The following is a 12,680-nucleotide window of genomic DNA, read 5'->3' as shown; positions in this document are numbered from 1 at the left end:
GTAATTTGAATTTAATTATGTTCAAGACCAAATATATCCTAGCTTTTCTAATGTGCTGTTCGATAAGTGCTTTCGCTCAACAGCCTACGCCTCAATGGAGGCCAAATTATCATTTCACTGCACCATCAAATTGGTTAAACGATCCAAACGGGTTAATTTATCTGAATGGGGAATATCATCTTTATTATCAGTACAATCCGTTCGAAAATAAATGGGGGCACATGAGCTGGGGCCATGCCACCAGTAAAGATCTGATAAACTGGAAGCATCTTCCGGTTGCTATTCCGGAAAAAATTACAAATGATACCACCACCATGATTTTTTCAGGTTCGGCTGTACTGGATAAATATAATGTAAGTGGATTGGGGAAAGGACAGGCACCCGTTGTAGCTTTTTATACCGCAGATCTACCCAAACAACGGAATGAATCTCAATACATGGCCTATAGTAATGATGGTGGGCTAACTTTTACCAATTATGCTAAAAATCCCATTATCGATTTAAACAAAAAAGATTTCAGAGATCCTAATGTATGGTGGCATGAAGCGTCTCAGCAATGGATTATGACTGTCGCAATGGTTGATGAACATCAGGTAAGGTTTTATGGCTCAAAAAACTTGAAAGATTGGACCATGCTGAGTGATTTCGGTAAACAAGGTAATCAGGGTAGTGGCTGGGAATGCCCTTTTATGATTCCACTGGCAGTGGATGGAAATAGGGATAACACGAAATGGGTACTAATGATTTCGTTATTTGGGCCAAAAGGGCCAACCATGCAATATTTTGTAGGCAATTTTGATGGTAAAACTTTTAAGAATGACAATGATGGCCAGTTAACTTTGCTGGTAGATGATGGCGATTCGTTTTATGCCGCGATTCCATGGAACAATGCACCAAACGATAAACGCATTCTTTTGGGTTGGTTGCAGCCGGGTGGTAAAGAAACCTTCCCATGGAAAGGACAGATGTCTATCCCCAGAGATTTAGCTTTAAAAACTACGCCTGATGGTGTAAGGTTGTTTCAACAGCCGAGTTCGGTTATTGCAGGTAACCTAAAAAAAATTGCCCAAAACCGGGTAGTTTCCAAACAGCATCTGCTTGTTGATGGTGAACTGAAACTGGATGATATTAGCAATGCAAATTGGATTGAAGCCGAATTTGATTTAAGTAATTCGAAAAGTGCAGGTATCAAATTAGTACAATTAAAAGACGGCGAAGGAAAGGTGATCAAAGAAATTGAAGTGGGATACCTGGCCGATAAAAATGAGCTGTATGTAGATTGCTCGCGCTCAGAAAAAGGTGTGAAGAACGATAAGAATATTATTCAAACTGCTAAGTTGAATGCTGTGGGTTCTAAATTGAAAATTCAGATTCTGATTGATAAATCATCGCTTGAAGTTTTCGCGAATGAAGGAGAAAAGGTAATTACCAGCATGATTTTTCCTGATGAAAAAGCCACAGGCTTAGCTGCCTTTTCCACAGGAGGTAAAGCGGTTTTAAATAGCCTAAAAGTTTGGGATATGAGTAAACGAAAATGATCGAATTTGAGTGATTGAATTAATGAATTTATTAGCGCTGTTGCCAACATTCTCTCATTCAATCACTCAATTATTCAAAAGTTAACTTTTAAATTCGCTGGTTTTATGGAATTCGATATCTGGATAATCCTGTTTGGTTAAATTAATCATATATTCACTATCAGCCAAATAAACTGGATTGGCTTCTTTATCGAAACCGATGTGCTGTTGCTTACGTTTCACAAATTCATCCAATTTCTTTCTGTCCGTAGAAGTTACCCAGCTCGAACGGGTATAACTTAAGGTACGAAAACGGCATTTTGCACCATATTCGTGCTCTAACCTGAAATTGATTACCTCGAACTGGAGCTCACCAACCGCACCGATTACTTTCCTGTTTCCAGGTTGCATTACGAATAACTGTGCAACACCTTCATCGGTTAACTGTTCAATACCTTTTTCCAATTGTTTGGTACGCATTGGGTCCATATTTTCAACCTCTTTAAAAATAGAGGGAGAGAAACTAGGAATTCCTTTGAACTGCAGTTTTTCACCTTCGGTTAAAGTATCGCCGATTTTAAAGTTGCCACTATCATATAAACCTACCACATCGCCTGGCCAGGCCTCCTCAACAATACTTTTTTCGTTCGCCATAAAATCCATCGGGTTAGAGAATTTCAGTTTCTTATCCTGGCGGGTATGGTAATAGAATTTATTGCGTTCAAACTTGCCAGAACAGATCCTTAAAAAGGCAATCCTATCACGGTGTTTAGGATCTAAGTTAGCGTGGATCTTAAATACAAAACCACTGAAATTTTTCTCTTCAACCAGTACATCACGCTCTTCAGCTTCCCGGTGTTTCGGACTTGGTGCGATATCGATAAAGGTATCCAAAAGCTCCTTGATCCCGAAATTATTAATCGCACTGCCAAAAAATACAGGTGCAACCAAACCATCGGTATATAAATCCTTATCAATTTTACCATAAATACCGTCAACCAATTCAACATCATCTTTCAACGTATTGATTTCGTTTTCTTTAAGGTAATTTAATAAAGAAGGATCATTTAAATCACTCGCTGCGACAACCGAATCGGTTACTTTGGTTTTATCAGAATTAAATAAATTTAAATGTTTGTTGTAAATGCTATACACGCCTTTAAAGGTATGCCCCTGGCCGATAGGCCACGAAAGTGGACAAAGGCTGATGTTTAGTTTCTCTTCAATTTCATCCAATAAATCGTAAGCCTCTTTACCTTCACGGTCCATTTTGTTAATGAAGATAATTACTGGTGTATTACGCATACGGCAAACCGACATTAGTTTCTCAGTCTGTTCCTCTACACCCTTTACACAGTCTACCACCAAAATAACACTATCCACCGCCGATAAAGTTCTGTAAGTATCTTCAGCAAAATCCTTGTGACCAGGCGTATCCAGAATATTGATGCGTTTGCCACTGTATTCGAAACCCATTACCGAAGTTGCAACTGAGATACCCCGCTGCTTTTCGATTTCCATAAAATCGGAGGTATTACTTTGGTTCGCTTTGTTCCTTTTTACCGCACCAGCAGTATTAATAGCACCACCAAAAAGCAGAAATTTTTCTGTCAGTGTGGTTTTGCCCGCATCTGGGTGACTAATAATGGCAAAGGTTTTACGTTTTTCTATTTCAGGGTTAAGCATAATAAAATTTTGGATATAAAAGATGATGAAACCTTGTTAAAGGAATTTAACAGCGATAAGATTTGAATATTGTTGTTTCATCAGGCCGCAAAGATAAGGAATTTGCTTAAAGTTTGAATAGGTTAATTGTTTAATTGAAAATAGGTTGCATGTTTATTGTTTTTGAAAAGCAGTGGCAATAGTTCTTTTGTTATTGCAGCCCTGTCATACACTATAGTCCCGATTGAATCCCGATGTAAATCGGGATGGAGGCTGCCATTCGTGTCAGGTTTAGGTTGCTTCTTTAGTCATTCTATTGAGGGTTTTATTTCCGTTGATTAAAAACTTTATCGGCTAAACAGGGCTTAAACCGAAAATTATCCAATAAAATTTAAAATTTCTCCCCGATCATTGTTTATTTTTGTGCTAAAATGTTTAGCTTTATTCATCCCTCCGTTTATTGTAAACTAAAATTTTACTGCCGATGCCCACTTTAGAAGAAACTTCTATGCCTGCAGAAATTGCGGCTAAATTTGTTAATTATACCTCAAAACATGTTTTTTTGACCGGAAAAGCAGGTACGGGTAAAACAACCTTTTTACGGAAACTGATTAAACTTACGCATAAAAAGCCTTAATTGTAGCACCAACAGGTATTGCTGCAATCAATGCAGCTGGGGTAACCATTCACTCGCTTTTTCAGCTCCCTTTTGGGGCTTTCTTCCCAGATGCAGCCGGAAGCTTGATCAATGAAAATATCAACTTCAACTTTAATACGCCTAAAACTTTAGTAAAACATTTAAACATGCAGGGCAATAAACGCCGCATGTTGCAGGAATTAGAGTTATTGGTGATTGATGAGGTAAGTATGCTGCGCGCAGATATGCTCGATGCGATCGATTTTGCTTTGCGGTATGTCCGCCGGAACAGAAATGTTCCTTTTGGAGGAGTACAACTCTTGTTTATCGGCGATCTGCACCAATTGCCGCCAGTAGTAAAAAATGATGAATGGCGCATTATGGCCAAATTTTATAAAAGCATTTATTTCTTCGATGCACTAGCATTGCAGGATAATCCACCGGTTTATATCGAACTGGATAAAATTTATCGTCAGGATGACACTGTTTTTATTGATCTGCTCAATAACCTGCGGAACAATAAAATCACCGCAGAAGATACAGCATTACTCAGACAGCATTTCAAACAGGATTTTAAACCTGCGGCCGATGAAAATTACATCACTTTAACTACACACAACAATAAGGCCGATAGTATAAACCGCGAAAGGTTGGCCCAGTTAAAGACCAAATCTTACTTTTTTGAGGCAAAAATTCAAGGCGAATTTAATGAATATGCTTACCCGAATGATAAAAGTTTAGAGTTAAAGGTTGGCGCACAGGTCATGTTCATTAAAAATGATATGACTGCCGAGAAAAGGTATTACAATGGCAAAATAGGGGTAGTGCACCATATTGAGAAAGATATAATCGAAATTGAACTTCCTGAGGATAGGACAGTTATTGAGATTTCTCGTTATACCTGGGAGAACGTTAAGTATAAACTGGATGAAGCGACCAATGAGATTAAGGAAAATGTAGCTGGTTCGTTTATTCAATACCCCATAAAACTGGCCTGGGCAATAACCGTACATAAAAGTCAGGGTTTAACCTTTGATAAGGCCATTATTGATGTCGGGGATGCCTTTGCGCCTGGTCAGGCCTATGTAGCCTTATCGCGCTTACGTTCGTTAAAGGGTTTGGTTTTGACTTCTCACCTACGCGATAGTGGTTTGCAACAGGATCAGAATGTGCATTATTTCTCTAAAACAAAACAGCCCTCAGAGGTACTCAACGAGCAGATCAGTATAGAGAGTTATACTTTTATCCGCAGCTATTTGCTTGCGGCATTCGATCTGAATCTGATCCGCTATTACTTAAAAGAACACCGTCAGACATTTGATAAAAGTGAAAAATCGGCCAAGCAAAGGCATGAAGATTGGACCGATACCATTTATACCGACTTTCAAAAAATAACGGCTACGGCCGATACATTTGTAAATCAGCTGAAAAACCTGTTTGCACAGCAAACTGAACACACTTTATTTAATGTATCGAAAAGGGTAGAGGCTGCCTTAAAATATTTTAATCCGCTGGTAAAAGAGATTTCAGACCGTTTTCTGGCTCAAATTGAAGTGATAAAAGAAGAAAAACAAATTAAAACCTACGTTACAGAACTGTTGGAACTCGAAATTTTGGTATATGAGCAACTAAAAAAAATGCATAAAAGCAAAGCATTGTTGCAAGCGCTTATCGAAGGTAAAGAGTTTAGCAAAGCCGATACGGATGCACTGTTGAATACGGTAGAAAGAAACAATCAGCTCCAAAAAGCGATCCAGTTAAAAGGAGAAACGCTCAAAGTAAAATCTGCAGCAGAGAAAAAGAAAAAAGAGCCAAAGATTGATACCAAGTTAGTGAGCTTCGAGCTTTATGAGCAAGGGAAAACCATCGACGAAATTGCAAAGGAACGTGGCTTTTCTGCCGGTACCATTGAGGGGCATTTGGCTTATTACGTTTCTACGCAACAATTGGATGTGACCAAACTGGTAAAGGCCAATAAAATCAGAAACATCAGCGATGCGGTGGAGAGCCAAAAAACAAAATCGATGGCTACGATAAGGGAATTTTTAGGTAAAGATTATTCTTTCGGTGAGATCAAGCTCGTGCTGGCATCGTTGTTTCCATCAGAGGAATAACCTTAGGTTTAACCGCAAAGATCGCTAAGGACAAAAACGCAAAGGGCGCAAAAGCAAACTCAAGGACATGGATGAGAATGAATTATCAAGAATTGTAATCGGATTAGCAATAGAAGTTCATAGTGCTTTAGGTCCTGGTCTGTTGGAAAGCGCCTATAAAGAATGTCTGTATTATAAAATTCTCAAGGCAGGATTATTTGTTGAAAAGGAAAAGATAATGCCTTTAATTTTCGATGAGGTAAAACTAGACTGTGGATATCGAATTGATATTTTAGTAGAACACAAATTGGTTTTAGAATTGAAAAGTATAGAAGCATTTAACGAGATTCATTTGGCTCAAACATTAACTTATATGAAGTTAGGTAATTACAAATTAGGTCTTTTGATGAATTTTAACGTAATTAGGTTAAAGGATGGATTAAAACGTGTAGTGAATGGCTTATAATTTTTCTTTGTTTCATTGCGGAAAACTTTGCGAACTTTGCGGTTAAATGGAAAAGGTTAAAGTTTTAGCACAGTACATGCCCGAACCAGCGGCACCGTTAATTGCAAAGTGGATTGATTATTTTCAATGTGAATTTAAGATAGCCAAAACCCGTTCTACAAAACTGGGCGATTACCGCCATCCTTATCAAGGCAAAGGCCATCGTATTTCGGTGAATTTCAATCTCAATCATTATGCTTTTCTGGTTACCACAGTACATGAGTTTGCGCATTTGCTCACCTGGAACGATTTCAAGAATAAAGTAAAACCGCATGGAACAGAATGGAAAAAGAACTTCCAGCGGATGATGATTCCCTTTTTTGATATGAATATCTTTCCAGCCGATATCCACAAAGCAATTGATAATTATATGTCGAATCCTGCGGCATCCAGTTGTTCTGACCTGCATTTATCACGTGCTTTAAAAAAATACGACAACAATAAATCTGAGACCTTGCATTTAGAGCAATTGCCGATTAATACCACTTTTAAAATTAAAGATGGCAGGCGTTTTACCAAAGGCGAACGGATTAGGAAGCGGTACCGATGTATTTGTTTAGATGACAAACGGGTTTACCTGTTTAACCCTTTGGCCGAGGTTTTTGTAGTGGAATAATTTTTTCGCGACCGTCCAGCTGAACTTGTTGTACAAGTGGAAATAGTGTTTTTCAATTGCCTTGTAGCTACTTGATGGTCAGCATCTTTTGGTTAACAAATAAGACCCTGAAATAAATTTACTTCGTAGCTTTTCGCTGCGCTACAGGTCAGGGTGACGAACGCCTTACACAAACTTAAACTCATCCCCATCAAATAAACCTTTATCGCTAAGCTTTAAATGTGGAATTACCAATAAGGCCATAAAAGAAAGCGTCATAAAAGGGGCAAGCAAAGTAGAGCCTAAATCTTTCGCAAACTGATCTATTGAAGTATAACTTTCTGCCACTTTGTAGCCATTTTGATTGCTCATTAACCCGGCAACTGGTAAAGCCAAAACTTCTTCTTTCCCATTTCCCAGTGCCACCACACCTCCGGTTTCTTTGATCACTAAATTTACAGCTTCGCAGATGCTTTTTATCATCGGCTCCAACCGCAATAAATATTATGACTATCGTGTGCAACACTTGAGGCTATGGCACCCTGTTTTAAGCCAAAGTTTTTTTACGAATGATATTGCAATAGGCGCATCGTGATAGCGGTTTACGACCACCATTTTCAAAACATCATTCTCCAGATCACTAATGACATTTTGATTTAAAACTTTCGGTTTAGCAGATATTTTGTTGGTAATCAATTGCCCGTCTAATGCTTCAATAACTGGAATTTCTTTTTGTCCGGTAAATGGATAAATAAAATCTTCTTCCTTTTTCAAGCTGCAATCGAAATGGTTTACCGATTCGCGATCTTCTACATGTTTTACCCAATTGCCAACTGTTTTTCCATTTTCGGCTAGCAATAAGCCATTGATATAGGTTTGTTTAACCTTGAATGTTTTTAAATCTTCTATTATAATAAAATCTGCATCATCATTGATCTGGAGTGAGCCAACATCTAATTTGTAGTGAAGAATAGGATTGATACAGGCTGCCTGCAATACATTAAAAATATCAATTCCCTTTTCTACTGCTCTTGTACAGAGTTGATTAATATGATTTTCGACTAAACTGTCCGGATGTTTATCGTCGCTACAGAACATCATCATTTCCGGCCAATCGTTTAGTAGATCAATCAACGCCTCAAAATTTTTGGCTGCACTTCCTTCGCGGATTAGTATTTTCATACCGCGCTGTAATTTATCCAATGCTTCTTCGGCGGTAAAACATTCATGATCGGTAGAAATTCCGGCGTTGATATATTGTTGAACAGCGTCGCCACGTAAACCCGGGGCATGTCCATCAACAGGTTTACCTAGGTGGTGTGCAGCCGCGATCTTTTTTAAAACTTCTTCATCTTTGTAAAGCACACCAGGGAAATTCATCATTTCGCTCAGATATTTTATTTCCGAACGTTCTAGAAGTGACTTTACATCATCATGATCCAATTCAGCTCCAGCCGTCTCAAAAATGGTAGCTGGAACACAACTAGGTGCACCGAAGTTAAATTTAAAAGGCACGGTATTGCCATTTTCAATCATAAACTCTACGCCTTCCATTCCACAAACATTGGCAATTTCGTGTGGGTCACTAATGGTTGATACTGTTCCATGAACAACCGCCAATCGCGCAAATTCACTTGGGATTAGCATACTGCTTTCGATGTGCACGTGGCTATCGATAAAGCCTGGTGAGATAAAATGAGCACCTTCTTTCTGTTCAGAAATTTTGGTGATTGATTTTATTTTTCCACCTTCAACTGCTACTTCGCCAAAAAAAATATTTCGCTTGGTGATGTTGATGATATTCCCTTTGACTTTGAAAGTGCCCATGTATTTTTTGTTTTTTAAAGATGCTGAAATAAATTCAACATGACGATTGCGTTCTAAACCGCTCTCAATATTTCAATAATTTATTAATCGTTTCTGCTAATCTTGCTTTAGCTAAAAAATCTTCTTCTAGTACTTTGCTCATAGGAATTGCAGTATCTAAGCTCGCACAGCGCATTACTGGTGCATCGAGGTAAGAGAAACAATGTTCTCCGATCCAGGCCGATAATTCAGCACCAAAACCATTTGTTAAGGTGTCTTCGTGCAAAATTAAAACTCTTCCGGTTGCTTTAACAGCGGCCCATACAGCTTCTTTATCCCAGGGCTGTAATGTACGTAGATCAATTAATGTAGCACCGCTTTCAGGATACTGTTTTAAGTAATCTAAAGCCCAATGTACACCTAGCCCATAGGTAATGATTGCGAATTTATTTCCTTCGGCAAGCTTAACTGCTTTACCAATCTCTGTAGTATAATAGCCATCAGGAACTGGAGCAATTAAACTTCTATAGAGGTATTTATGTTCAAAGTAAAGCACTGGGTTTGGATCTTCAATCGCTGCCAATAGCAAACCTTTTGCATCTTCGGGGAAAGCAGGGTAAACAACTTTCAATCCTGGTGTTTTGGTAAACCAGGCCTCATTGCTCTGTGAGTGAAATGGCCCAGCACCTGTTCCGGCACCTGTGGGCATGCGTACCACTACATCGGCCTTTTCGCCCCAACGATAATGCGTTTTGGCCAGATTATTCACGATCTGATTAAAGCCTACAGTCACAAAATCGGCAAATTGCATTTCTACAACTGCTTTATAACCATTTATGGATAGACCCAAACCTGCACCTACGATGGCTGATTCGCAAATAGGGGTATTACGCACTCTGTCTTTTCCATATTTAGCAGTAAAACCATCTGTAATTTTGAAAGCCCCACCATAATCGGCAATGTCCTGTCCCATTAAAACCAGATTAGGGTATTTCTGCATAGCCAGATCCAAACCATCGGTTATCGCATCCAGATATCTTTTTTCAATAGAAGATGGATTAGGCTGGATAACCTGTTGTGTGTAAGGGAAATACATGTCGACCTCTTCCTGATTGGCATTAGCAATAGGCTCATCCTCGTTAAAAGCTTCTTCAACTTCCAGCTCAATATCTCTTTTAACCTGGATTTTGATGTCGATAATTGAATCCGATGTTAAAACACCCTGCTCAATTAAATAGGTTTCGTAATTACTCAACGGATCTTTCTTGCCCCATTCATCAAAAAGTTCTTGTGGGACATATTTGGTACCAGATGCTTCTTCATGTCCGCGCATTCTGAAAGTTAAGCACTCTACTAAAACAGGCCTTGGATCTTTCCGGATTTCCATGGCCAGTTGATTAATGGTATTATAAACTTCCAGAATATTATTTCCATCTATCTGAATGCCTTCTACGCCATAACCAATGGCTTTATCCACCAGGTTTTTGCACCTAAACTGTTCTGATTTTGGAGTAGACAGGCCATATCCATTATTTTCGATCAGAAAAATAACGGGAAGGTTCCAAACTGCGGCAACATTTACTGCCTCATGAAAATCGCCTTCGCTGGTTGCCCCTTCTCCGGTATAAACCAAAGTAGCGTGAGGCTGATTGCGTAAAACATCTGCCAGTGCGATACCATCGGCTAAGGCCATTTGGGGGCCAAGGTGGGATATCATCCCAATAATTTTATATTCTTGTGTGCCGAAATGAAAAGAGCGGTCGCGGCCTTTGGTGAAGCCGGTAATTTTGCCTTGCCATTGGGCCATTAGTTTTTTTAAAGGAATATCGCGTGAAGTAAAAACGCCCAAATTACGGTGCATGGGTAAAATGTACTCATCGCTTTGCATGGCTAGGGTGCTGCCAACCGCTATTGCTTCTTGGCCAATACCCGAAAACCACTTGCCAATTCTGCCCTGGCGCAAAAGCTTGAGCATTTTTTCTTCAACCATCCGAGGGTAAAGCAATCTTCTATATAAGTTCAGTAGGAACTCGTTGTCTTTATCTCCTCTGTTAAATTGCATATCTGGTTATTTTGACTAATGAGTCCTGATTTAAGACTCCTTATTTTTTTTCAATTCTTCCCATTGTTTAGCAAAAGATTTATCGGCAACTTTTGGCATTTCGCGGTATTTGCCCCAACTCTTTTTAAAGAAAGTGCTAAGCATAAAATTTTTAAATTTCCCACCAAAGAAATCCATCCACTTGCGTTTTTGCATCATTCTGCTAAACATGCTCCAACCAATTTCCTCTTTTTTGCCGTTTTCATGCCCTGAGGCGGCATCCCTTCGGTTTAGCAGGAGCATTTTGTGGATGTCGATTTTTACCGGGCATACCTCAGAACATTTACCGCAAAGACTAGAAGCATAACTTAAATGTTTAAATTCTTCCATGCCCTTTAAATGAGGGGTGATTACCGAACCGATAGGCCCGCTATAGGTTGTGTTATAAGTGTGACCACCGATATTTTTATAAACCGGACAAGCATTTAAACACGCACCGCAACGGATGCAATACAAGCCTTGTCTTTGATCTTTTTGTGCCAATAAATTGGTTCGGCCATTATCCAGCAAAATCACATACATTTCTTCTGGCCCGTCTGTTTCATTAGGTTGGCGTGGACCACTTAAAATGGTATTGTAAACCGTTAAGTTCTGACCGGTTCCATGTGATGCCAGTAAAGGCCAGAAAAGATCAAGGTCTGCTATAGAAGGAATTACCTTTTCGATGCCTACTATGGCAATATGGATTTTTGGGAAAGTGGTACTTAAACGCGCATTACCTTCATTCTCCGTCAAGGCAATACTTCCGGTATCGGCTATTAAAAAATTGCCACCGCTAATACCGATATCAGCATTTAAGTATTTATCGCGGAGTAATTCCCTTGCTTTTTGCACCAGCTGAGGGGGAGTGGCATCGATAGGTGTGCCAAATTTATCGTGAAATAACTGTGCAATATCTGTTGCACTTAAGTGCATGGCGGGAGTAACAATATGGTATGGAGCCTGACCAAGCAATTGAACGATATATTCGCCCAAATCACTTTCTAAAGATTCGATATCGTTTTTTTCCAGAAAATCGTTTAAGTGGATTTCCTCGGTGGTCATCGATTTTGATTTGATAACTGTTTTGCCGTTGTTTCTTTTGATGATGTTGAGAATTTCCTGTTGGGCTTCTTCAGCATTATTGGCCCAGATTACCTTACCGCCCCGACGTTGGAAATTTGATTCAAACTCCGGTAAGAATTTATCAAGGTTTTCCATTACACGCCATTTAATTACGTGTGCCTTTTTTTTGGATGCCTCTAAATTTTCGAATTTTGATAAACCCCGTTCAACAGCTGCATTGTATTTACCAATATTATAATTTATGGTTTTGCGGTGCGGTAAATCGAAAGCTTTCTCATCAGATTTCTCTAAAAATTCCTCGGCAGTTTTCATCAATGGCAATATTATTATAGGGGTAACGAAGAATAGCTACTTTTAGTTTGGCGCTACTTCGTTAAAAACCAAAGATAGGAATTTATGTAGGCACCAAAAGTAATGTGCATAAAAAAGTCCCGAGATTGACCCGGGACATAATTTTTAAATTTATTACCACTCCCCTGGAAAATGATATGTCCCACCACATTCATAATATGAATTCATATTAGGATCGGCACCACCATCATCCACAAGATCTTGCGCTGCTTGTTCAGTAAGACCACAACGTCTGTAAAAACCTCCTGTTTCTGTATCTGTGTACACACAGCATTCATAAGCAACAGCAGCAACCCCCCATTAACAACTTTCATTTCATTTCTACTAAGTTTTTTCATAAATTTT

Annotated in this window: 12 protein-coding genes; 5 read left to right on the top strand and 7 right to left on the bottom strand. The window is 39.1% G+C overall.

Annotation, left to right across the window (positions count from 1 at the left end; translation table 11 throughout):
• Positions 1–17: 17 nt before the first annotated feature.
• Positions 18–1,538, top strand: a complete 1,521-nt coding sequence (locus H9N25_RS17835; RefSeq protein WP_190326743.1) for a glycoside hydrolase family 32 protein — start codon at positions 18–20, stop codon at positions 1,536–1,538.
• Between the two features lie 81 nt (positions 1,539–1,619).
• Here H9N25_RS17835 and H9N25_RS17830 read toward each other — a convergent pair whose 3' ends face one another.
• Positions 1,620–3,203 (bottom strand): peptide chain release factor 3, encoded by a 1,584-nt coding sequence (locus H9N25_RS17830; RefSeq protein ID WP_167297248.1) that lies wholly within the window; start codon positions 3,201–3,203, stop codon positions 1,620–1,622.
• 463 nt (positions 3,204–3,666) lie between these two features.
• Between H9N25_RS17830 and H9N25_RS24685 the strand changes: the two genes are divergently transcribed.
• The 4 genes from H9N25_RS24685 to H9N25_RS17815 all read left to right on the top strand — a co-directional run bounded on the left by H9N25_RS24685 (position 3,667) and on the right by H9N25_RS17815 (position 7,033).
• Positions 3,667–3,819 carry a hypothetical protein gene (locus H9N25_RS24685; protein ID WP_223833429.1) on the top strand — a complete coding sequence of 51 codons (153 nt, stop codon included), beginning with the start codon at positions 3,667–3,669 and terminating at the stop codon, positions 3,817–3,819.
• Positions 3,819–5,933 (top strand): helix-turn-helix domain-containing protein, encoded by a 2,115-nt coding sequence (locus tag H9N25_RS17825; RefSeq protein ID WP_223833776.1) that lies wholly within the window; start codon positions 3,819–3,821, stop codon positions 5,931–5,933. The genes H9N25_RS24685 and H9N25_RS17825 overlap by 1 nt, the downstream gene beginning before the upstream one ends.
• Positions 5,934–6,000: 67 nt before the next feature.
• On the top strand, positions 6,001–6,378 hold the full coding sequence (locus H9N25_RS17820; RefSeq protein ID WP_169502758.1) for a GxxExxY protein: 378 nt from the start codon (positions 6,001–6,003) through the stop codon (positions 6,376–6,378).
• Between the two features lie 46 nt (positions 6,379–6,424).
• Positions 6,425–7,033, top strand: a complete 609-nt coding sequence (locus H9N25_RS17815; RefSeq protein WP_169502759.1) for a SprT-like domain-containing protein — start codon at positions 6,425–6,427, stop codon at positions 7,031–7,033.
• A 165-nt stretch (positions 7,034–7,198) separates the two neighbouring features.
• Here the strand turns inward: H9N25_RS17815 and H9N25_RS25170 are convergent, their stop codons facing one another.
• The 6 genes from H9N25_RS25170 to H9N25_RS25505 form a co-directional block, all read right to left on the bottom strand.
• Positions 7,199–7,495 carry an adenine deaminase C-terminal domain-containing protein gene (locus H9N25_RS25170; protein WP_255524488.1) on the bottom strand — a complete coding sequence of 99 codons (297 nt, stop codon included), beginning with the start codon at positions 7,493–7,495 and terminating at the stop codon, positions 7,199–7,201.
• The gene (locus H9N25_RS25165; protein ID WP_255524657.1) at positions 7,492–7,548 is read right to left on the bottom strand and encodes a hypothetical protein; all 57 of its coding nucleotides are present in this window, start codon (positions 7,546–7,548) and stop codon (positions 7,492–7,494) included. The genes H9N25_RS25170 and H9N25_RS25165 overlap by 4 nt, the downstream gene beginning before the upstream one ends.
• On the bottom strand, positions 7,523–8,839 hold the full coding sequence (locus H9N25_RS17810) for an amidohydrolase family protein (RefSeq protein WP_255524487.1): 1,317 nt from the start codon (positions 8,837–8,839) through the stop codon (positions 7,523–7,525). Before H9N25_RS17810 ends, H9N25_RS25165 begins: the two co-directional genes overlap by 26 nt.
• 64 nt (positions 8,840–8,903) lie before the next feature.
• On the bottom strand, positions 8,904–10,880 hold the full coding sequence (locus tag H9N25_RS17805; protein ID WP_190326742.1) for an alpha-ketoacid dehydrogenase subunit alpha/beta: 1,977 nt from the start codon (positions 10,878–10,880) through the stop codon (positions 8,904–8,906).
• Positions 10,881–10,910: 30 nt separating this feature from the next.
• Positions 10,911–12,299, bottom strand: a complete 1,389-nt coding sequence (locus H9N25_RS17800; RefSeq protein WP_190326741.1) for a LutB/LldF family L-lactate oxidation iron-sulfur protein — start codon at positions 12,297–12,299, stop codon at positions 10,911–10,913.
• Positions 12,300–12,499: 200 nt separating this feature from the next.
• Positions 12,500–12,673 carry a bacteriocin-like protein gene (locus H9N25_RS25505; protein ID WP_407947439.1) on the bottom strand — a complete coding sequence of 58 codons (174 nt, stop codon included), beginning with the start codon at positions 12,671–12,673 and terminating at the stop codon, positions 12,500–12,502.
• Between the last annotated feature and the right edge of the window lie 7 nt (positions 12,674–12,680).

Source organism: Pedobacter riviphilus (assembly GCF_014692875.1).
Taxonomy (GTDB): Bacteria; Bacteroidota; Bacteroidia; order Sphingobacteriales; family Sphingobacteriaceae; genus Pedobacter; species Pedobacter riviphilus.
The sequence above is the reverse complement of the archived record's forward strand: the minus strand, read 5'-3'. Positions and strand labels throughout refer to the sequence as shown.